Here is a 21,853-nt window from a genome sequence, read left to right as displayed (position 1 = left end):
AAATTCATTTAAGAGATGCTTTTTGTATTGAAAAGAAGAAGAATGTGATAGAATAAAATATATCAATTAATGATAGATGGGGGAAGAAAATGTCTTCAGATAGTTATTTTAGTTATAAAAAATTATTCAAAAAATTAATAGATGAAGAAATGAGTAATAAAGAATTAATGGACAGAGCTAATATTAGTAGGAGTACATTTTATAAAATTAAAAATTCAGAAAATGTTACTACAGATACTTTACTTAGAATTTGTGATTATTTTGATTGTGACATTTCTGATATTGTGGAAAGAGTAAAAAAATAAAGTATATTAAGGGAGTTAAATTTATAAATGGAATTTTCAATGAAAGATATTACAAATAGATTATTTGAAGGAGACTGCTTAGAAATAATGAAGAGTTTTCCTGACTATTCTATTGACATGATTCTATGTGATCTTCCATATGGTACAACACAGAATAAATGGGATTCAATAATTCCATTAGATGAATTATGGGAAGAGTATAGACGTATAATTAAAGATAATGGAGTGATTGTGTTAACTTCTCATGGATTATTTACGTCAAGATTGATGTTAAGTAATATAGATGATTTTAAATATAAATGGATATGGATAAAGTCGAAAGCAACAAACTTTTTAAACTCAAAAAAACAACCGTTGAGAAAATATGAAGAAGTTTGTGTGTTTTACAAAAAACAACCAACCTATAATCCTCAAATGATGAATGGAGAATCATACGATAAAGGCATCAGAAAAAATCAGCTAAGCGGTTCTTATGGAGATTTTGAGCCAGTTAGGGTAAAGAGTAATGGTGAAAGATATCCTGTAGATTTAATTTATTTTAAAACAGCTGAAAGTGAAGGGAGGGTTTATCATCCAACGCAAAAACCTGTGGAACTTGGGAAGTATTTGGTCAGAACATATACAAATAAAGGAGATTTAGTTTTAGATAATACTTTTGGAAGTGGTAGTTTTTTAGTCTCTGCTTTAGAAGAAGGTAGAAATTTTGTGGGGATTGAAATGAATGAGGATACTAATCAGTTTAAAAAACATAAATACGATTTAATAGAAGTAGCAACTAAACGATTAAAACAGTCTTGGGATAATAATTTATCTGATGAAGATAAAGAGTATATATGTGAAGAAAATCTAATAAAGGAGTTTATAGAATATGAGTCAAATTAAAATTAATGCTAATGAAAGAAGCTGGGCTATAAACTTAATCTCTTTGATTAATAAATTTGTTGATAATCATGACTTGTTAATTAAAAATGTAGGTGGTGAATCTACAATTCTCACCGGAACAGAACGTATGTTTCCAGATTTAATACTATATGGTGATTCAAATCAAACAATTTTTTTACAAGGCTGGGAACTAAAAATGCCTGATACCTCGATTACAGATGAAGTATTTATTAAAGATGCACAAAGAAAAGCTCACAATCTAGGTTTGAATAGTACTTTGATTTGGAATTTTACTTCTGCATTTTTATATGTTAGTGACAAAGCTGGGAATTGGTATATAAAAAAATCCTGGAATGAAAATAGTCATATAACATCGAGGTTAGATGTTATTAAATTTCAAGATGACTGGGAACAAACTTTAAAAGATGTGATATTACAAGTAAATGAATTTTTAGTTACTGGTGATATTTGTTCACAGAAAATAGATATGGTTGTTACAGATTCATTAATGGCAAATATCATAGAAAACAATAAGGAAAGCATAGGAAATGTATTAAGAAAAAAATCTAATAGTAATAGAGTTATAGAAGCATATATTATGCACTGGTGGGAAAAAGCAAGGACTGAATATGTTAATGATGAACAAGACCCATATATAGCATATGGTAAAATGATTATTTTAAATTGGTTAAACAAATTTTTGTTTGCTCATCTTATTAAAGTATACCAATCTTCTGCCAGACTAGTTGATTCTATTTCAGAAAATGAAGACATAAATTCAGTTATTGAAGTATTTGAAAAAATTACTGAAAAGTGTGACTTTTATAATATATTTTGCAAAATTGAATATAGTGAACTAATTGATTTAGATACTTGGAATCAAATTATAGAATATAATAATCTTTTAAAATCAATGAGAATTGACAAAATAGATCAAAATCAAATTCAAGATATCTTGGAGAATTCAGTTACATCATCAAAACGACTTATTAGAGGACAATTTACTACCCCGAAAATATTAGCTGATATATTGTGTAATATAACAATGTTAGATTCTGAAAAGGATTTTGTTGATTGTTGTTGTGGTACTGGAACAATAGCAAAAGCTGGTTATGATTTGAAATCAGATAAGATGAACGTTGAAGATGCTTTGAGTTCTACTTGGGCATCAGATAAAGATACTTTTCCACTACAATTAGCCACAATAGCTTTATCTTCAGTAGAAACAATGAATAAACCACTAAAGGTATTTAACAGAAATGCACTAAATTTAAAAGTAAGTGATGAAATCAATGTCACGGATCCGTCTAATGGTGAAATTATTAAATATAATCTTCCTAAAATGGGAACTATCTGTTCTAATTTACCTTTTATTGCTTTTGAGCGACTAGATGATAAAGATAAAAGATTAATAGAAAAAATAATTGTAAAAGTAAAAGATGAAACAAATATTGTTTTAAGTAAAAGAGGTGATATTTACACCTACATTCCTTTCGCCTTACATGATTTGTTAGATGATAATGGAAGATTAGGAATAATTACATCTAATTCATGGTTGGGAACAAAAAGTGGGAAAATATTTTATAGTGCTTTAAAAGAATATTATGAAATAGAACATTTGCATATCAGCGGGAATAAAAAATGGTTTAATAATGCTGATGTAATAACTGTAATATTAGTTTTAGAGAAAAAAGAAGTTTCATTATCAAGAAAAGATTATGATACTAGTTTTTTCATTTGGAATAAAAATTTAGAAGAATTGAGTGCTACAAAAGAATATAAAGATAATATAATTCAAAGTTCCATTCTTAAAATTGAACCTAAAGAAGAAGTAGCTAAAAAGACCATTTACAGTCAGTGTCAAATCGATAGTATTCTTGATTTGAATGTATCTCTTAATTCTCTTTTTCATGATAATAAATGGTTGATTAACACAAAGAATTATTTGCTACCAATTACTGATTTTTTTGATATATTTAGAGGAAGTCGACGTGGATGGGATCAATTATTTTATCCACAAGGTAACCATGGTATAGAAGAAATTTTTATTAAAAAGGTATTGAAGAATGCAAGAAACGTAAATTTTTTAAAAACGGAAGCACAGGATGATGTTTTTTGTTGTTCTAAAACTAAAAAGGAATTGCGTGAAAGCAATCATTTGGGTGCGTTAGCTTGGATTGAGAAGTTTGAAAATGAAGTTAATGGAGTAGGTAAGCCAATTCCAGAGGTTTTAAGTAGAAAAAATTTGCAATGGTATGAGATTGAAACTAGTGAGCTGGCTGATTTCTTTACTATGATGAATCCTGATAAAAGGCTCTTCTTTGGAAAATTTGAAGAAAAAAGCTTCATAAATCAGAGGTTAATTGGATTAAGAGTTCAGGATTTGAATATGGATCGTGAGTTATTGCATGCTTTATTAAATTCAATATTATCTATTTATTACATTGAGGCTTTAGGTTTTGGAAGGGGATTGGGAGTTTTAGATATTAATAAAGATAGTATAGCTTCAATGTATATACTCAATCCAAATAATCTTAATGAATGTCAAAAACAAAAAATTAAAGAATTGTTTTCTCCAATTCTTGAAAGAGAAATTTATGATTATGAACAAGAATTAAATAAGGAAGACAGAATTGCTTTTGATAAGTATGTATTAGACTGCTATGGATTGTCCAGTATATATGCAGATATAAAGAACTCATTTTTATCTATGCACAAATCTAGAAGAAATATATAAAGTTGAGGGCTAGTTGAATGTATATAAAGAATATTATTATAAAAAATTTTAGACTATTGAAGCACACTAAGATTTCATTAAGTCAAACAAAAACAATTTTTGTAGGGAAGAATAATACTGGTAAAACAACTGTGATGAATGTGTTTGACCTCATTACTAATTGCGTTAAAAGATTGAGATTTGATGATTATCCATTGAGCTGTAGAGCTAACCTATATAGTCAGATTAAAGGATATTTCAATAAAGAAATATCTGTAGAGGAGTTAAAATTAAAAGTTGAACTTACTCAGTTTCTTTTAGAGATTGAATATAGTGATAGAAATGAAAATGATTCGCTGGGAGAACTTTCAAATTTTATTATTGATTTAGACGAGACGATTACTGTAGCTAAAATTAAATGTATTTATGAATCGGTTTCTAATATAGAGACAGTATTATTAGATTTAAAGGAACAGTATGAGAATTTAATTACAAATATTGGATCTGATGATAATTTGCAAATATTACAACAAATTATAAAAAGAGAATTTCATCGACTATTTGAGTTAAAAATTTATGCTATAAATCCAACAAATGAAGATGATTTTCAGTTAAAAAGTTATGAAAATTTGAAGGGACTTTTCAATTTAAGGAAAATAACAGCTGAACGTAATTTAGGAGAATCAAATGAAGAACCTCAATTAAATCCATTAGGAAGAGTTTTAAATTCACTGTTTAACACAGAGATTTCAGAAGCAGAAAGTTCTATACAGCCTGCAATATTAAGCTTGAAGAAAACTATTAATTTGACTAAATATAATTTGCAGAATGATATTAGTGTCCATATGGATTCAATTGTTGATTCAATGTTACAGTTTGGATACCCATCAGACGAGGATTTGTTGTTAAAAGCTTACACTGATCTGGATATAGAAAATAGTATCATATCTGGAACAAAATTGAATTATAGGAGCCATGATAATATTGAAGAATTGCCTGACACATATAACGGTTTGGGATATAAAAATTTAATAAAAATTTCTTTGATTCTACAAGATTATTTGCGTTCTTTAAAACAAGGGGATTTAAGGATTCATCTATTGTTTATTGAGGAGCCAGAGGCACATATGCATCCACAATTACAAGCAACTTTTATAGAATATATAGAAAGCTTTCTTAAAGTAGAAGATAGTAAAGTTCCGATACAAATAATTATCACAACACATTCTTCTCATATTGCAAATACAGTACCTTTTTCACAAATAAGATATTTTAAAAAAGGTTCTCATAATGTTGTATGTAAAAATTTAGATACTTTTAAGTTAAAAGATGAAGATCCTTCTGAAAGAAGAACAACTATTGAATTTCTGCAACAATATATCAAGTTAAATCATTGTGATTTGTATTTTTGTGATAAAGCGATATTAGTTGAAGGTACATCGGAGAGGTTGCTTATTAAGGACATGATAATTAAATGCTTTGATTTAGATAAGTATGGAAATGAAAATCCTTCTTTACAATCACAGTATTATACAATTATTGAAGTTGGTGGTGCGTATGCTTTTAAGTTTTTTGACTTTTTAAACTTTATTGAAATCCCCACATTAATAATTACAGACATAGATTTTGTTGATAAAAATGGCAAAGCTTGTAGAAGGGCAGAAGCCAAAAGAAGTTCTAATGGAACAATAAACAGATGGTATAGAAATAAATTTGATTTAAATAAGAAAGACAAAGTGTTAATTAATAAAATAACAGATATGTTAGAAAATGAAGATGAATTAATAGATTGCAATTTAAGGTTAGCTTGTCAAGAACGTGAGAATGATATTCACCCACGAAGTTTTGAAGAGGCAATTATGAACGTGAATCGAGAATTATATGGGATTGAAGAGAATGTTAGTGAAATTGAGTTTGATTCTAATAAGGAGAGCAAAACAGATTTTGCATTTAATCTGCTTTTTAATAAAGACTTCTCTAATTACACTATCCCTTCATATATTTCAAAAGGTCTAGTATGGCTAAGCTCTCAAAAAAACACTGCTAATAATTTGGGGGTGGAAACGACTAAATGAAACAAATAAGTAATTATGAAAAAGCAAAAAAAATAGCAGATAGTATCGATAGGGAAATTATAGAAGTTCTGAAATCAAAAAGAAGTTTTTGTGTAGAAGCTGGGGCAGGTTCAGGTAAAACACACTCTTTGTTAAATGTTATTAATTGGTTAGAAGAAAATGCTAGTTCATTTGACAAGGCAGTAGCATGTATAACATATACGAATGTTGCTGTAGACGAAATAAAAGAAAGAATATCAACTTCTAGTGCAATAATCCCTTGTACAATTCACGCCTTTGCTTGGGAAGCTATAAAAAGATTTCAGAAAGATTTGATAGTTTCATTGAATTCACTGGAGTTATTTAACTGTTTCTCTCAAGAAGAAATAGAATCTATAAATAAAGTAAATTATACATTAGGAACACGTCATATTGAAGATTCTATTATGTATTTACACCATGATGATGTTATAGAAATAATTGCATTATTTTTAAATAAAATCAAATTTAGAAAATTATTAAGCCAGAAATACTCACTAATTCTAATTGATGAATATCAGGATTCATCAAGAATAATTATGGAGAAATTTTTAGAATTCTTTATAAATCAAAATAAAGGACCACAGTTTGGTCTATTTGGTGATTATTGGCAAACCATATATTCACTTGATAAGGTCTGTGGTGAAATTAAAAGTGAAAATATTGTGGAGATAAAGAAAAAATCTAACTTCCGTTCTCAGGAGATAATAGTAGAAGTACTTAATAATATCAGACCAGAATTACCACAAATATCTGCTATTAATGAAAATGATGGAGAAGTATTAGTTATCCTGACAAATAATTACTTAGGACCACGTATTCCAAAAGGATATTATAAAGACGAACTTCCAGATTTGATTCTACATGATTATATTCTTAATGTATCTGCAGAATTAAAAAAACGTGGGTGGGGAGCTAAGGAAGAGACAACAAAAATATTTATGTTGACTCATAAGATGTTATCTAAACAACAAGAGTATAGCAATTTGTTAGAAGTTTTAGAAAATGGTTTAAAAGAGCAAACTGATCCTCATGTTAATTTTTTTAACAATTACTTAGAACCAATTTATTATTCACTTAGTGAGAACAATGCTTCTTTACTATTTGAAATATTAGGGACTAATCGTCAACCTTTAGAAGCAAGAGGGAAAAAACTTGAATGGAAAAAACTTTACAAAGGTTTAGATGTATCAAGAAAAAAACAAATATATGATGTACTTAAATGTGCTTATGAAAGTAAACTAATACCTATTTCAGACAAGATACTATCTAATTTTATTTCATATGAGAAAGGAGAGGCGGACCCCAAAATTAATAGATTGTACCAAGTTAAGTACAGTGAGGTTATTAATGCATTATCTTTTTTTAATGAAAACTCAATATATGCAACAAACCATGGGGTTAAGGGTGCAGAATACGAAAATGTATTTATGGTAATGGGTAAAGGTTGGAACAATTATAGATTTGAAAACATCTTGTATAAGAAGGAAAATGAGTTATCTGGTAAACAATTAGAATCTTTTATTAGAAATAGAAATCTTTTTTATGTTGGATGCTCTCGAGCTAAGAAAAGATTGGCTATTATGATAACCATCCCCGTTGAAAAAGATTTTGTTGAATATTTACAGGATGTTTTTGGAAAAGAAAATATTGTAGAATATTCAGAGTTAGTTAAAATTTAAGGAATAAAAGAAGTAGATTTTATCTCTCTACTTCCTTATCCATATAGCTATTATAGTTCTTTTGATATAAAACAAGTTCAGAAAACTTCTCTTTATTAAGAGAATACTCTTTCATAAGGGTATTCTTTTTTTTTTTTGCAGTAAATAAAGTTTTTTAAAAATCTCTTTTGATTTAGGAATATTAAAAATGATAACAGTTAGCAAATAAAGAAAAATCATATAATGCTTATAATTTATCTTATCTAGAGTCATTAAAAAGATAAATAATTTTAATTAGAATATTTTATTATAATTCATACTTCTATTTTTATTATCTAAAAAAGTTTCTGACATATATATAATGACATCAAAAAAGATGTTCAAATTTAATAAATTAGGAGGAATTAAAGATGAATGAATTTGAAAAAAGAAATTTTTTGATTCTAAAAAAGATGCAAGAATTACTGGAGGTATGTGAGGAAAACAACAAAACAAAAAGTTTTAAATTCTTTAAGAAAAAAGACGAGGACCTTTATTTCCAAATAAACTGTTACAAACTTGAATTGAGTAACAGAAGGCTGGAAGTAAAATTATATGAAATTGGGAGATTATTTGTAATATATGAAAAGTATACAAATAAAGCATCTCAAAAGCATGATTACAACTTATCTAAGTATGAAATCAATGCTATTTCCAGTGTGTTAAATCAAATAATTAAAGATTTCAGAGAAAATGTTGTAAGATTATAGTAAAGCTACTTTAGCCCATAGAACAATGTGACTATGGGCTAAAGTATTTATTAAATAACATTTTTCTAGTATCTAATCTTTATTTACATCAAAATTAATGTATTTTCTAACAGTATTCCTTGATAATTTAAATTTTCTAGCAGTTTCAGATATATTACTATTTTCACGATAATATTCTTTGACTTTTAAAATAAGTTTTTCTTTTTCTTCTCTTTTTTGATTAACTATAGTCTCTTTTTTAGTATAAGGTTTTAGACACGACATAAACTGACTTTCTTCTTCTGAAATATCTAACCATTCCATTATTTTTATGTTTGTTAATTTCTTATATTTAGGAGCTACATTTTTTTGAGCACTATTCCACTTTGATTCTATATAACTTTCCTTTTCGAAGATTCCACCTATTAAACTTCCAATTTCATATAAAATATCTTTAGATAAATTTCCATTAAGAATTGTCCAAGCAGCCTGAATCATTATTTTGTCTCTACTGCCTACAAGTGTATCATTTTCTTTTCTAATTTTAATTAGTGTTTTATAATCAGCAATTCTTTTTAAACTTAGTTTTTCAATGCTTGTTTTATAGATATAATTATTTTCATTTACATTTTTTTCTGGCTTTAATTCATTTATCCACAAACCAAGATTATATCTAGGAAAATCTTTAATACTTATACATGTACCTTTTGCTATAGCTGATTTGTTATAGGATAAAGGTAATCTTATTATTTGCAGTACATTTGATCCAACATTTTTATCTAAATCAACATTTTTTAATGCATAGACATCTGCATTTTTTAATTCAGATATTTTTTCATATAAATTTTCTTTTAGATACATCGCACAATCTTGGTATAAACTTATTTGCTTTTCTTTTCTAGTTTTATCTTTATAGAAATACATAGGTTCAATTAAATAGAATAAATGTAATCCTCTACCTGAATTAAGGACTATATGAGGACAAAGGATATTATCAAAGACATTAAAAGTTTTTAATGCGTTATAAACAGTTTCTGCTTTTTTATAATTCCATTCAATATCTCTACTACAATCTATGTCAAATACAATGTATGAAATGCGTTTAATATTACCTAAGCCTATATTTGGTTTTTTCGTTTTATTGTTAAATGCAGGGAACCTTTCAGATACAGAAATATAAATATTTTTTATATTATAATATTGAAACCTTTCAAGTTCCATAAATTTTACGGTATGTTTTTTACTTTTTATTCTTATAGAAACAATTCTTTTTTCATCGTTTTTTGGATAGAGAAGATTTAGAATATCATCTCTAATTTTATTATCTGACATAATAATGCCTCCTTTTAATTTCTTAAAAGGTATATGTCAGAATTTTTTTTTAATAATAAAATAGTAGGTGGTAAAAATTTGTCCTATTACAGGGGTACTTTACTGATGCCATTGGCAGCTAGAAAGTTTATATGAGAGGTATATTAGTCTTAAGTTTAGAGTTAAGTATTTAGGGAGAAGGATATTTAGAACTTAAACACTAAAAACATGTTTAGAACAGATACATTGGGAATGGTTAGTTTATTTATAGAAAGAGTAATAAGGATTAAATTTAAGAGAAGGAATTGGATATTAATAAGCACTGTTTATTACTGAGAGAATATATTTATTTTTACTCTTAAGAGTTTCATTTTTTAATGAAATGTATTTTAAATTAGTTAAACTATATAATTCACTACGGTTACATCCAATCTCCAATGGCTTAGAGCCAACACTGAAACAGCCATTAAAGCTAAACGATTATAAACAACGGGTTTTCCATTTTGGATAGCTCGTTTTTTATTTTCTCCTCTTAGTATATAGGGGGAGTCATTCATATCGTTTTTAAAACGATTTAATTTAGCTTCATATTTTGATAGGTTGTCACTTTTCAAATCTCTATGACCATATTCAAAAAACCATATAAGTTTAGCTTTTAATTTTCTTTTGTATTCAATATTATTATCTAATCTTTCTTTAAAAAATTTATAACAATCCCATCCATGTTCTCTTCTTAAGGCATGTAAATGGATTTTGTTATTCATTTCTTCTGGGGTAAATATATTTTCTCCACCTGATTTTTCTAAGAAAATATTCTTAACAAGTTCTTCATCTTTAGGTAAAACAAGCTGATAAGTGGATTTTCCACCTTTACCTTTACGAACATGGACATAGATAGATCCATCCTTTTGTTTTATATCTTCACGTTTTAACTTCGCTAGCTCACTTCTTCTAATTCCTAAAACTTTTTGTAAAGATACTAATCTTTGAAATTGAGGAAGGTTGTTCTGTAACTTCCCGTATGGGTTGGCATCTTCTTTTCTACCTTTAGTTATCGTATTTGCTTTTCTTTTGGGCTTACTAATTTCTCTCATATTGACACCTATAGCTTTGCATATTGGTGCTAAATAGGTGTGAACAGTACTAGCAGAATAGGAAATAGGATCTTCTTGGAGATGATTTGAGTACTCTTGTATTAAATCTTTATCTATGTTCTCTATTTTTTTGAAGCCTTGTTCTTTAGCCCAAGATGCAAATTTTTTGCAAGCATATTTATATTGCTTTCTCGTTATATTTCCATGTAATCCTTCGGATGCTTTTTTGAATAAATCAAATTGTAAGCTATTTCTATTTCTTGCCATATTCATTCCCTCCATTTGTACTTAGAATTTCAATATTACTGTTAATTAGCCTCCTCATTTTTTTACGAGCTTAGGATGCTCAAAAAATCTAAATAATACAGGCTTAAATATTATTGTTATTTCACTTCAGTAAACACCGTTATGTCATAACTTTTAGATTTTGCCATTTGTTAAACCGTAAATTTTATTTTTTCTATTTCCTCATTTTTTTCTACATATTTTAAAAATTAATCATTAAACCGTAAATTTTTCGCCTAAACTGGTAATTTTCAAAGCTACGCTTTTTAAAAATTACCATTTAGGTTCTTTTAATTTCATTCAAAACAATTGTCAAGATTTTAAATTTTAATGGCGTCCATTTAAAACCTTCATTTATTAAGAAATAATAAAGTGACCGTATCCGGACTTTACTATTATCAAAATAGATGAGCCTAACAAGTAGGTCTACCATAATCGTGGTGCGATTTAGAGCTTTTGAATCCATCGCTTATAGTGATAAATCCTTTTTTATTCTTTTCTTTTTTCATTTTGTTTCCTCCTTTTTGTCGCTCTACATTAACTCCATATATTCAATCTTCTACTTTATGTATGTTAGAAAAGATCTTCAATAATAAAAAAGTATGAAAAATATGTAGATTTCTTTTTAATGATTTCAAAATATCCTTAAAAAAGTTTCTGACATATACATATTAGAAGGAAATTTTTAAAGGTGGAGGTTAATATATGAAGAAGAAAATACTACAAAATAACCTCCTAAAGCATTAGGAGGTTACCATTATGGACAATTCTATAGAGGATTTGGTTAAACTCCTAGAAGAATTTATTGAAAAATATGGAGATAAAATTGATTTAGATGAGCTTGAAGCACCACAAAGACCAACAGATGAAAAATGATCTGTTGGCTTTTTTATGTAAAAATATTATAATGATATACAGTCGAAATTATTTGTCCAAACTAAAAAAGGAGAACTATGAAAAAGAAAAAAGCTTATGTATATACTAGGGTCTCCACTTCGATGCAGGTCGATGGATATTCTCTGGAGGCTCAAGAAGAGCGAATCAAACAATACGCAAATGCATATAATATTGAAATTATAAATAGATATCAAGATGCAGGAAAGTCAGGAAAGTCTATTATAGGTAGAAATGAGTTTATGATGATGTTAAGTGATATTGAAGCAGAAAAAGACTCAGTTGATTATGTACTTGTATTTAAACTTTCAAGATTTGGTAGAAATGCAGCAGACACCTTAAAATCACTTGAAATAATGGAAAATCATGATGTAAACTTAATATGTGTAGATGATGGTTTAGATAGCTCTAAAGACTCTGGAAAGCTTGTTATTACTATTCTTTCAGCGGTAGCTGAAATGGAAAGAGAAAATATTTTATCTCAGACTATGGAAGGAAGAAAACAAAAAGCTAGAGAAGGAAAGTGGAATGGAGGATTTGCTCCTATTGGATACTCATTGAAAGATGGTAAACTCTATATTAATGAGGAAGAAGCTGAACCAATAAGAAAAATATTTGATATGTATGTCAATACGGATATGGGAGCAAATGGTATTGCTAAACACTTAGTTAATTTAAATATGAAAAAGCCTATAAGACAGAATGGAAATTCTCCCTATTTTTCAGCTTATTTGATAAGACAGATTTTAGATAATCCAGTTTATAATGGTAAGATTGCCTACGGTAGACGAAAAGGAAAAAGAGATAAGACAACGGGCAAAAACGTTATGATAAAATCGGATAACTATATTTTAAGTGAAGGAATACACGAGGCTTTGATTGATGATGAAACATGGGAAAAAGCACGATCTAAAAGAAAGTCACAAGCTAAAAGGTATGAGAAGGTGAATAAAGGGAAAGATGAAAAAGCTTATTTGCTTTCAAGTATTGTAAAGTGCCCTATTTGTGGAGCTGGATTATATGGAAATAAAAGTAGAAAGAAGAATAAAAACAAAGAGGGAGAGTATTATAAGGATTATTATTACTATGCTTGTAAACACCGTAAATTAATTGATGGACATAAATGTAATTTTAGTAAGCAGATTAAAATAGAATCATTGGATAGAGAAGTTCTTGCAATTATTAGTCAAATTGTTAGTAATCCCACTTTTGCTGATAGAATTGAAAAGAAAATTAATGTACAAACAGACACTAAAGAGATAGATAAAATTATTAAAAAATATGAATCTAAGCTTAGACAATTAAATGCTACAAAGATTAATTTAATTAAGCAAATTGATACTTTGGATTTTGAAGATAGAAATTATGAAAGCAAATATAAGGATTTAAATCTGAGATTAGATAATACTTATGATCAGTTAGCGGATATAGAAGACTTAATACGAGAAAATAAAAATAAAAGAGAGTTAATTTTAAAAGATAAAATGACTTCTGATAATGTATATAAAATTCTTATTAATTTTGATAGCTTACTTAATGTTATGGAAGATGTCGACAAGAAGAGATTATGTAGTTTATTAATTGATGAAATCCAATTATATGAAGAAAAACAAGAAAATGGGCAATGGATAAAATCCCTAAGTTTCAAGCTTCCTATCATAGAAGAGGATATTAATATTAGTTTGGACAACAAAAGCCATGTTGAGACGGTAGCTTTATTAACAAAACTCAATAAATAAGATTTTAAACCAATGAAATTAAGAGCTGGTCCAATTTTCTTCAATAAGGAATTGGAACAGCTCTTTTTTATATGAAAAGTATAAATTGTATTAAATAATAAATAATACAATCAAATTAAAGTTTTTTAAAACGATCTTCGATTATAATCCTTTCGTCTTACTTCTATAATTAAGCTATAAAGAAAAAATACATTTTTGAAAGGAAAACATTATGATAGGAGAAAACATTTTACTCAGTTCCGTGTTTGTTGCCGGATTATTGTCATTTTTTGCACCCTGTACCTTCCCCTTAATTCCAGTCTATATTGGTTTTATGACGGATGAAGCAGGAGAATATCAAAAATTAAAAATTGGCAAGTTCGAAATCAATAAGGGAGGCATTATTAAAACCATGTCCTTCGTATTAGGACTTTCAACCAGTTTTATTATTTTAGGTTTTGGCGCAGGATGGTTAGGCCAAGCCCTAAATAATTCTTCCATTTTAATCTTTGCAGGCTTTTTAGTTTTTTTACTGGGTGTCCACCAAATGGATATCATCCACTTTAAAAAACTGGATCGTATGCGTGGAATACAAGTGAATGTAAAACAGAAAAAAGCCTTAGGAACCTATCTGATGGGTGTTTCCTTTAGTCTTGGCTGGACACCTTGTGTAGGACCAATATTAGGAGCTGTTTTAGTCACTTCCGCCAGCGGAGACACTCAATTTTACGGAGCCTTCTTGATGTTAATTTACTCATTAGGGCTAATGATTCCCTTTTTGATTATGGCGATTCTATCCACTTATATGTTAGACCGTGTTAGCTTTTTCAAAAAACATCTGGTAACCATCAAACGAACAGGTGGCTTCTTGGTAATGATAATGGGAATCGTCCTAATGACCAATCAACTTCCCAACTTAGTCGCTTATTTTAATAACTTATTCAATTAGGAGGAAATGAAATGAAAAGATTTATATTATTACTAGCTGTCGCTTCAATCGCAAGTGGTTGTGCCTTAGCTTCCAACCAAGAGACTACAGATGGCGAATCGAACAATTCAGCCCAAGAGCTTAAAAAGACAAATAAAGTTTCAGAGGATTCAAGCATATCTTCAAAAAGAGAAAGTGCTTATGATTTCACCTTAAAAGATTTAAAGGGAAAAGATTATTCTTTAGCAGAACAAAAAGGCAAGCCAGTTTATGTCAAGTTTTGGGCATCCTGGTGTCCGGTTTGTTTAGCTGGCTTAGAAGATTTAAATACTTTAGCTGGTCAAGAAAATGACTTTGAAGTTGTAACGATTGTTTCTCCTGGTTATAACGGGGAGAAAAACAAAGAAGATTTTATGGAGTGGTTTAATTCGCTAGAATACAATAATATGAAAGTACTTTTAGATGAAGAGGGTCAGACCTTTGCTAATTATGGAGTACGTTCAATGCCAACTAATGCCTTGATTGATAGTCAAGGGGTGCCAGTAAAGATTATTCCAGGTGAAATTCGCAAAGAAACATTAACTCAATTGTTTGAAGCCTTAGCAAAGGAGAATTAAGATGAAAAAGATATTCGTTTTATTGGCGTTTGCCCTATTTTTAGTCGCTTGTTCACAAGTGAGTTCTAACAATAAAGTGAATGACAGTAAATTAGCTGAAATTGACGCCATATTGGATCAAGAGAAAGCTAAAAGCAAAGTGAACCCTAACAAAGACATCGATTATTCTTCTGCTGATTTGAAAAAAATTTATTTAGCCGGTGGCTGTTTCTGGGGTGTTGAAGCCTATATGGAAAGAGTCTACGGTGTTGCAGATGTAATCAGTGGCTATGCGAATGGAAACAAGAGGGAAGTAAGTTATGAAGAAGTGATTAAAGGATCGGGCCATGCCGAAACGGTTGAGGTGACCTATGATCCGGAGCGCATTTCTTTAGATGGACTGTTAGATTATTATCTAAAAGTAGTTGATCCAACGAGTAAGAACCGTCAAGGAAATGACCGCGGTGTTCAATACCGCACAGGTATTTATTTTACTGAAACTACTGATCAAGCGATCATTCAAGCTCGCTTAGATAAAGAACAGGCCAAATATCGTAAAACCATTCAAGTAGAAGTAGAAGAATTGAAAGATTTCTATCCAGCTGAAGAATATCATCAAGATTATTTAGAGAAAAACCCCAATGGCTATTGTCATATTGATTTGAATAAGGCTAATGAACCTTTAATTGATCCGGCTCTATATCCAAAGCCAAGTGATCAAGAGCTCAAAGATAAATTAACAGCCATACAATATAAAGTAACGCAAAAAAATGATACAGAGTCTTCTTTTTCTAACGAATATTGGGATAATGAAGCAGCGGGAATTTATGTCGATGTAGCTACGGGTGAACCTCTCTTTAGTTCAAAAGATAAGTTTGATTCTGGCTGTGGCTGGCCATCTTTTTCTCGCCCCATCGCTAAGGAAGTCGTAACATATAATGAAGATTTAAGTTATAATATGAGTAGAATCGAGGTTAGAAGCCGTGCAGGCGATTCACATTTAGGTCATGTGTTTGAAGATGGGCCTGAAGAATTAGGCGGTTTGAGGTACTGTATTAATAGTGCTTCAATTGATTTTATCCCATTAGAAGAAATGAAAGCTGCAGGCTATGAGTCCTTAATAAATTTTGTGAAGTAGGTTATTATGTTGAAATTATTGATAGCTGATGATGAATCAATCATTCGCAGGGGTATTAAACAATTAATTCCATTAGAAGATTTAGGCATTTCAGACGTTTATGAAGCAGAAGATGGTGAAGAAACTTTAAATGTGGTAGAAGACTTTCAACCTGATATTTTGCTTCTAGATATTAATATGCCTAAGCTGGATGGCTTGAGTGTGGCTGAATCTGTCAAGGCTAATTATCCCAAAATTTATATTATTATCTTAACAGGTTACGATTATTTTGAATACATGCAAAAGGCTATTCGAGCTAAAGTGGATGATTATATTTTGAAACCAGTATCCAAAAAAGACATTGAGTTCATCTTACAAACAGCGATTACTAAGATAAAAGAAAAACGTCAAAAAGATGAAATTCAGGCATTAGTTCCTGAAGAAGTCGATAGGGTTAAACGCTCAGATTTGATTGAAGACTATTTGGATAAACATATATTTCAAGCTGATTTGTCGCTTAGTCAGATGGCGGAAGCAATCGGCTATAATAGTAATTATTTGTCTGTTTTGATCAAAGATTACTATGGAATGAGCTTTCAGGACTATATCAATAAACGACGTATGGAGAAAGCAAAGCTACTTTTACTATCAAGCGATAAAAAGAACTATGAGATTGCGCATGAGATCGGAATCGAAGATGTCAATTATTTTATCACTAAGTTCAAAAAATATTATCAAATCACCCCCAAACAGTTTAGGCAGGCAAAAAAATGAAAACAATGCGCAACCGATTTGACCGAAAAATCAGTGTATACTTTTTCAGTATTTCAATGATGATCGTTTTAATATTATCTTATGCTAATTATAGGTCTTCAGTTAAAATTATTAAGCAAAATATCGAAATGGAAAACAGTCAGCAGTTGAAGACGGCTAGTTTATATATTGCTTCTTATCTTGAGAAGATGAAAAGTTTAAATAGTTTATTAGCCATGACCCCCGAATTAAATAGTGATCAGGAGCAAGCAATTGATGAGCGTGCTTTAAAAAGCACGCTTGATTTAATAAAATCGAGCGATAACATTATAAAAAATATTATGATAATTACTCAATCCGGTCAGTTAATTACTCAAACCGGAAGTGTAATGGAAAGTAAAGCGTCGGTGTTGAATGAAGACTGGTACCAAACAGCTTTAAAGTCGAATAACATGGCTCAAATTACTCGTGAAAATCATTCGGGCTTTACCATGAATAAAAGTGAACGAGTCATTTCCTTGAGTCATAAAATCGAAGATGCTAATAGACAATTTCAAGGACTTTCTATCATAGATGTCTCCTATAAGTTTATTGAAGATTATATTTCTACGGTAAATTTAGGGGAAAATGGTTTTGCCTTTATTGTAGATGAAAATAAGCAGCTGATTTTTGATTCTGAACAGATGAATGGTGATTCGCTAAAAGAAAAGGCCAATTACCTTGCTATTATTGAAGATTCGAGTGCTTTTAACAAAGAAGATTATATTATTTCATCAATCTATGTTCCGAATACAAATTGGCAATTGACGCAAGTTAGAAGTCCTGAAGAAATTTACATTCTAAATAGAAAGCTGATTACCGAAATGCTTATCTGGGCTTTTTTAATTCTACTTTCAAGTATTTTTCTTTCGATTTTCGTATCAAAAAAAGTCACCAATCCTATTGTGGACTTAATTGATGAGATGAAAAAAGTGAATCAAGAATTTTCGAATATCCCGGTAAACCAACAAGCTTCTCTAGAAATCAGAGAACTGACCTTGGAGTATAATTTGTTATTAAATCGGGTAAAAAAATTGACAGAGGCAATTGAAGAAAAGGAAAAAGCTAAGCGTACTTATGAATTAAAAGCCCTTCAAAGTCAAATTAACCCACATTTTATCTATAACACTTTGGATACTATTTTATGGCTGGTTGAACTAGGAGAAAAAGATCAAGCTGTCGAAGTTATTCAATCTTTAGGTAGTTTATTACGGACCACCTTGAGTGTGGATGAGGACGTTATTGAATTGAAGAGAGAAGTAGAGCAGGTTAAAAATTATATGAACATCCAAAAGATTAGGTATGATGATAAATTTGATTACGATATTTCGCTTGGAGCAAATACAGGTGAAATTTTAGTACCTAAGTTAATTATTCAACCGATTGTTGAAAATGCTATTTATCATGGTATTAAAACTAAAAAAGGCCAGTCGCATATCCAAATTACTTCCAGGATTGGAGCGAACGCTTTAATGATTCAAGTGGAAGATGATGGGATAGGATTTAAAGGTAAAGAGCATTCAAACAAGCCAAAGCCTAAACTAGGCGGTATAGGTATGGCTAATGTGGATCAAAGACTGAAAATCCTCTACGGAGAAGCTTATGGCCTAAGCTATACCAGTGATGATCAATTAACTAGGGTAACATTAAAGATAAAAATCTAAAAAGTATTTCTATCCTAAATTTCTACAAGACCGTTAAAAGAATTGAACCAGCGACACTGTAAAACGTTCCTGGTTCTTTTTGACTTGACAGTCCTAACCGTAAAATTTGTTATCAAACAATCAATCATTTAAAATGTAAATAAGAAAAGATAGCAATTTATTGACGCATTAAAAGTCAAAAATAGGATTAGTTAGAAGCTATTATGTATTTCATCAAAAAACAAATCCTGAGCTTACTCAAGTAAGTAGAAGGGAGAAGATCTGAAAGTAATTCAACAATAAGTCTTGTGCCTTTTTGCTAAAGGAAAGCCTTTTTGATTAAGTGAGAAAATGTGAGCTAGAAATGATAGACAGCAAGTTAGATGGATAATAAAGTCATCGAGAGGAGGAAATATTCAATGACTAAAGACAGCAAAAAGGATTATCAAACAATTATTCATCCCTTGAAGCCATTCTATAAAAAGGACTCTAAAATCTTAATCTTAGGCTCATTCCCTTCAGTGAAAACGAGAGAGTATGGTTTTTTCTATGGACATCCACAAAACCGTTTTTGGCCTTTAATGGAAAAACTATTTAATGAAGCATTAAGTTCCAATATAGAAGAAAGAAGAAAATTTTTAATGAATCATAAAATTGCCGTTTATGATTCGATATATCAATGCGATATTGTCGGTTCGAGTGACGCTAGCATTAAAAATGTAATTCCTTCTAATTTAAAAATGATTTTTGACAAAGCATCTATTCAGCAAGTTTTCTGTAATGGAACTACTTCTTATAAGTATTATCAAAAATATCATGCAAAAGATATGGGTATTAGGGGAATTAAATTATCTTCTACTAGTCCAGCCAATGCGCGATTTCGTTTAGATGATTTGTTTTTAGAATGGAAAAAAATAATCACCTATCTAGATGAATAAAGGATTAGTGAAAAATGGGCCAGAATGGGTATAATGAACATACTCTATTAAGGATGGGAGAAAATATAAAGTAGAGCAGACTCAAGATAATGGTATAAGTCATGGTTGACTATTACTAATAGATGAGTGGGGAAGGACTGAATGTAAAAGAACAAGCAATATAAACAAATGATTAAATCAAAGGAGGAAAAGATGGAACGTTCAAGTGGGGTTTTAATGCATATATCTTCGCTACCCAACGATTATGGAATTGGATCCTTTGGGCAAGCAGCTTATGATTTTGTTGATTTTCTATCGGATACTAAACAAAAATACTGGCAAATATTACCTCTAACAACGACTTCTTATGGAGATTCACCTTATCAATCTTTTTCAGCTTATGCCGGAAATCCTTATTTTATTGATTTAGACATACTGCAAAAAGAAGATTTATTAACGTTAGAAGATATAGAAGGAATCGACTTCGGTCAAGATAGAAAGTCAGTGGACTATGCTTTAATCTTTAAAAGTCGCCAAACTATCTTGGAAAGTGCCGTTCAACGTTTTAAAAACAAGAATCTAAGTGATAGCTACCAACAATTTATACAAGAAAATCAGGATTGGTTAAATCCTTTTGCTGAATATATGGCGATTAAAGAAACGTTTGATCTTAAAGCTTGGTATGAGTGGGATGAACCAGCAAGAAAACGGGAGGCTGATGCTATAGCTAGCTATCGTTTAGATTTAGCTGAACGACTTGATTATTATCGAATAACCCAATTCTTTTTTTACCAACAATGGCAATCCTTAAAAGCCTATGCCAATCAAAAAGGGATTGAGATTATTGGAGATATGCCGATCTATGTCTCGAGAGATAGCGTAGAAATGTGGACCCATCCAGAATTATTCAAAGTCGATAGAGAGGGCAATCCGACTCTAGTAGCAGGAACGCCACCTGACAACTTTTCCACCGATGGACAACTTTGGGGCAATCCAATTTATGACTGGGAATATCATCGTCAACAAAATTATAAATGGTGGGTCCAACGTTTTAAAGAGAGTTTTAAACTTTACGACTGGGTGCGAATCGACCATTTTAGAGGGTTTGAGTCTTTTTGGCAAGTTCCGCTTTCGGCTAAAACATCCGCTGAAGGAGCATGGTCTAAAGGACCAGGTTGTGATTTGTTTGCTGCTGTCAATGAAGCGTTAGGAGACTTAAATATTATCGCTGAAGATTTAGGTTTTATGACAGCTGACGTGATTGCTATGCGAGAAGCGACCGGTTTTCCTGGGATGAAAATCTTACAGTTTGGTTTTGAGGAAGTGGGTGACTCACCAGATCTCCCCCACCACTATCCACACAATTCAATAGCTTATGTTGGCACTCATGACAATGAAACAGCTAGGGGATGGGCACAAGATACAGCGAGTCCGGCGTCTTTAGATAAAATAAAAAATTATCTAGGAGAATTAAAAGACGAAAGTATAGCTGATTGTCTAAATCGTGGAATTGCTATGTCACGATCTTACTTAGCAATTTTTCGTATGCAAGATCTTTTGGACCTAGATAACCAATCACGAATGAACACTCCTGCAACATTAGGAGGAAACTGGAAATGGCGTATGACGAAAGAACAATTAACAGAAACTGTCAAGACTAAATTGTTGAAACTCACCCAAACTTATTATCGCTAAGGACAGTATTAATATTTCAACAGTAAAAGAAATGGCTATCCTGTTTCTTGCGGATGCTTATCATTGATTTTTTTCAGAAAGATTCTTGCTAATAGTTTCTGGCAATAATGCATTTCATGGATCAAAGAATTTAATTACTTTGCCTTTCAAAGATTTTAGAAGGGAGTCAATTTTATTATGATTTTCTTAGTGTCAAATTAATAGTGTAAGCTAGATCGCAAAATTATAATAAACAGACCAGCATTTTTACTCTTTTCTAATAGTCAGCTCGCATTTTGATGAGCTGTCGATTGCATTGATATGATTGAATATTTGCCTTGCAAGTATGCTCAGCTAAAAAGCGAGGGAAGCAAAGGGCGCTGACTCATCCATTCAAGCTACTTAGCGCATTGTTAGCTCTCTTTTTATTTTTTTGTGAACAGCTCCTTTTTGATCCACAAGGTGTTGAAGTTTGAAGCGGACTTTATCAAAGCTTCAT

At 30.3% G+C, this 21,853-nt stretch carries 16 protein-coding genes and 1 pseudogene; 14 read left to right on the top strand and 3 right to left on the bottom strand.

Features of this window, described 5'->3' with window-relative positions; genetic code table 11:
- Positions 1-89 precede the first annotated feature (89 nt).
- The 5 genes from ACQV2Q_RS06590 to ACQV2Q_RS06570 are packed head-to-tail and all read left to right on the top strand — an operon-like array spanning position 90 to position 7,678.
- On the top strand, positions 90-305 hold the full coding sequence (locus tag ACQV2Q_RS06590; protein WP_428882316.1) for a helix-turn-helix domain-containing protein: 216 nt from the start codon (positions 90-92) through the stop codon (positions 303-305).
- 39 nt (positions 306-344) lie between these two features.
- Complete coding sequence (locus tag ACQV2Q_RS06585; protein ID WP_428882314.1) at positions 345-1,187, top strand: DNA-methyltransferase; 843 nt, start codon at positions 345-347, stop codon at positions 1,185-1,187.
- Positions 1,174-3,924: an N-6 DNA methylase gene (locus tag ACQV2Q_RS06580; RefSeq protein ID WP_428882312.1), complete on the top strand. Its 2,751-nt coding sequence runs from the start codon at positions 1,174-1,176 to the stop codon at positions 3,922-3,924. The genes ACQV2Q_RS06585 and ACQV2Q_RS06580 overlap by 14 nt, the downstream gene beginning before the upstream one ends.
- Before the next feature lie 17 nt (positions 3,925-3,941).
- Positions 3,942-5,978: an ATP-dependent nuclease gene (locus tag ACQV2Q_RS06575; protein WP_428882310.1), complete on the top strand. Its 2,037-nt coding sequence runs from the start codon at positions 3,942-3,944 to the stop codon at positions 5,976-5,978.
- On the top strand, positions 5,975-7,678 hold the full coding sequence (locus ACQV2Q_RS06570; RefSeq protein ID WP_428882308.1) for a UvrD-helicase domain-containing protein: 1,704 nt from the start codon (positions 5,975-5,977) through the stop codon (positions 7,676-7,678). The genes ACQV2Q_RS06575 and ACQV2Q_RS06570 overlap by 4 nt, the downstream gene beginning before the upstream one ends.
- A gap of 19 nt (positions 7,679-7,697) precedes the next feature.
- On the opposite strand, the pseudogene ACQV2Q_RS06565 reads toward ACQV2Q_RS06570, so the two are convergent.
- A pseudogene (locus ACQV2Q_RS06565) lies at positions 7,698-7,858 on the bottom strand (mobilization protein); the annotation flags it as partial.
- Between the two features lie 209 nt (positions 7,859-8,067).
- Here ACQV2Q_RS06565 and ACQV2Q_RS06560 point away from each other — a divergent pair.
- Positions 8,068-8,406: a hypothetical protein gene (locus ACQV2Q_RS06560; protein WP_428882306.1), complete on the top strand. Its 339-nt coding sequence runs from the start codon at positions 8,068-8,070 to the stop codon at positions 8,404-8,406.
- Positions 8,407-8,478: 72 nt separating this feature from the next.
- Here the strand turns inward: ACQV2Q_RS06560 and ACQV2Q_RS06555 are convergent, their stop codons facing one another.
- Both ACQV2Q_RS06555 and ACQV2Q_RS06550 read right to left on the bottom strand, forming a co-directional pair.
- Positions 8,479-9,717, bottom strand: a complete 1,239-nt coding sequence (locus ACQV2Q_RS06555; RefSeq protein ID WP_428882304.1) for a hypothetical protein — start codon at positions 9,715-9,717, stop codon at positions 8,479-8,481.
- Between the two features lie 377 nt (positions 9,718-10,094).
- A complete protein-coding gene (locus tag ACQV2Q_RS06550) occupies positions 10,095-11,057 on the bottom strand; it encodes a phage integrase SAM-like domain-containing protein (RefSeq protein ID WP_428882302.1) in 963 nt (320 codons plus the stop codon).
- A gap of 971 nt (positions 11,058-12,028) precedes the next feature.
- On the opposite strand from ACQV2Q_RS06550, the gene ACQV2Q_RS06545 reads away from it, so the two are divergent.
- From ACQV2Q_RS06545 to malQ, 8 genes are all read left to right on the top strand, one after another.
- Positions 12,029-13,708, top strand: a complete 1,680-nt coding sequence (locus tag ACQV2Q_RS06545) for a recombinase family protein (RefSeq protein ID WP_428882300.1) — start codon at positions 12,029-12,031, stop codon at positions 13,706-13,708.
- A 211-nt stretch (positions 13,709-13,919) separates the two neighbouring features.
- The gene (locus ACQV2Q_RS06540) at positions 13,920-14,636 is read left to right on the top strand and encodes a cytochrome c biogenesis CcdA family protein (RefSeq protein WP_428873480.1); all 717 of its coding nucleotides are present in this window, start codon (positions 13,920-13,922) and stop codon (positions 14,634-14,636) included.
- Between the two features lie 11 nt (positions 14,637-14,647).
- Positions 14,648-15,232 (top strand): TlpA family protein disulfide reductase, encoded by a 585-nt coding sequence (locus ACQV2Q_RS06535; RefSeq protein WP_428873481.1) that lies wholly within the window; start codon positions 14,648-14,650, stop codon positions 15,230-15,232.
- A 1-nt stretch (position 15,233) separates the two neighbouring features.
- Positions 15,234-16,349, top strand: a complete 1,116-nt coding sequence (gene msrB, locus ACQV2Q_RS06530) for a peptide-methionine (R)-S-oxide reductase MsrB (protein ID WP_428873483.1) — start codon at positions 15,234-15,236, stop codon at positions 16,347-16,349.
- 6 nt (positions 16,350-16,355) lie between these two features.
- On the top strand, positions 16,356-17,102 hold the full coding sequence (locus ACQV2Q_RS06525) for a response regulator transcription factor (protein WP_428873485.1): 747 nt from the start codon (positions 16,356-16,358) through the stop codon (positions 17,100-17,102).
- Positions 17,099-18,784, top strand: a complete 1,686-nt coding sequence (locus ACQV2Q_RS06520) for a cache domain-containing sensor histidine kinase (RefSeq protein ID WP_428882298.1) — start codon at positions 17,099-17,101, stop codon at positions 18,782-18,784. The genes ACQV2Q_RS06525 and ACQV2Q_RS06520 overlap by 4 nt, the downstream gene beginning before the upstream one ends.
- A gap of 398 nt (positions 18,785-19,182) precedes the next feature.
- On the top strand, positions 19,183-19,701 hold the full coding sequence (locus ACQV2Q_RS06515) for a DNA-deoxyinosine glycosylase (protein WP_428873487.1): 519 nt from the start codon (positions 19,183-19,185) through the stop codon (positions 19,699-19,701).
- Positions 19,702-19,893: 192 nt separating this feature from the next.
- Positions 19,894-21,375, top strand: a complete 1,482-nt coding sequence (gene malQ, locus ACQV2Q_RS06510; RefSeq protein ID WP_428873488.1) for a 4-alpha-glucanotransferase — start codon at positions 19,894-19,896, stop codon at positions 21,373-21,375.
- Positions 21,376-21,853: the final 478 nt, after the last annotated feature.

It is taken from the genome of Facklamia sp. P12950 (genome assembly GCF_050409465.1).
Lineage (GTDB): Bacteria > Bacillota > Bacilli > Lactobacillales > Aerococcaceae > Facklamia.
The sequence above is the reverse complement of the archived record's forward strand: the minus strand, read 5'-3'. Positions and strand labels throughout refer to the sequence as shown.

What these genes read in the sequence shown, in the direction of transcription:
- ACQV2Q_RS06560 (WP_428882306.1), top strand. Translation starts at nt 8,068, where the DNA reads ATGAATGAATTTGAAAAAAGAAATTTTTTGATTCTAAAAAAGATGCAA.
- ACQV2Q_RS06555 (WP_428882304.1), bottom strand. Translation starts at nt 9,717, where the DNA reads ATGTCAGATAATAAAATTAGAGATGATATTCTAAATCTTCTCTATCCA.
- ACQV2Q_RS06590 (WP_428882316.1), top strand. Translation starts at nt 90, where the DNA reads ATGTCTTCAGATAGTTATTTTAGTTATAAAAAATTATTCAAAAAATTA.
- ACQV2Q_RS06520 (WP_428882298.1), top strand. Translation starts at nt 17,099, where the DNA reads ATGAAAACAATGCGCAACCGATTTGACCGAAAAATCAGTGTATACTTT.
- ACQV2Q_RS06540 (WP_428873480.1), top strand. Translation starts at nt 13,920, where the DNA reads ATGATAGGAGAAAACATTTTACTCAGTTCCGTGTTTGTTGCCGGATTA.
- ACQV2Q_RS06580 (WP_428882312.1), top strand. Translation starts at nt 1,174, where the DNA reads ATGAGTCAAATTAAAATTAATGCTAATGAAAGAAGCTGGGCTATAAAC.
- msrB (WP_428873483.1), top strand. Translation starts at nt 15,234, where the DNA reads ATGAAAAAGATATTCGTTTTATTGGCGTTTGCCCTATTTTTAGTCGCT.
- ACQV2Q_RS06550 (WP_428882302.1), bottom strand. Translation starts at nt 11,057, where the DNA reads ATGGCAAGAAATAGAAATAGCTTACAATTTGATTTATTCAAAAAAGCA.
- ACQV2Q_RS06525 (WP_428873485.1), top strand. Translation starts at nt 16,356, where the DNA reads ATGTTGAAATTATTGATAGCTGATGATGAATCAATCATTCGCAGGGGT.
- ACQV2Q_RS06535 (WP_428873481.1), top strand. Translation starts at nt 14,648, where the DNA reads ATGAAAAGATTTATATTATTACTAGCTGTCGCTTCAATCGCAAGTGGT.
- ACQV2Q_RS06575 (WP_428882310.1), top strand. Translation starts at nt 3,942, where the DNA reads ATGTATATAAAGAATATTATTATAAAAAATTTTAGACTATTGAAGCAC.
- ACQV2Q_RS06570 (WP_428882308.1), top strand. Translation starts at nt 5,975, where the DNA reads ATGAAACAAATAAGTAATTATGAAAAAGCAAAAAAAATAGCAGATAGT.
- ACQV2Q_RS06515 (WP_428873487.1), top strand. Translation starts at nt 19,183, where the DNA reads ATGACTAAAGACAGCAAAAAGGATTATCAAACAATTATTCATCCCTTG.
- ACQV2Q_RS06585 (WP_428882314.1), top strand. Translation starts at nt 345, where the DNA reads ATGAAAGATATTACAAATAGATTATTTGAAGGAGACTGCTTAGAAATA.
- ACQV2Q_RS06545 (WP_428882300.1), top strand. Translation starts at nt 12,029, where the DNA reads ATGAAAAAGAAAAAAGCTTATGTATATACTAGGGTCTCCACTTCGATG.
- malQ (WP_428873488.1), top strand. Translation starts at nt 19,894, where the DNA reads ATGGAACGTTCAAGTGGGGTTTTAATGCATATATCTTCGCTACCCAAC.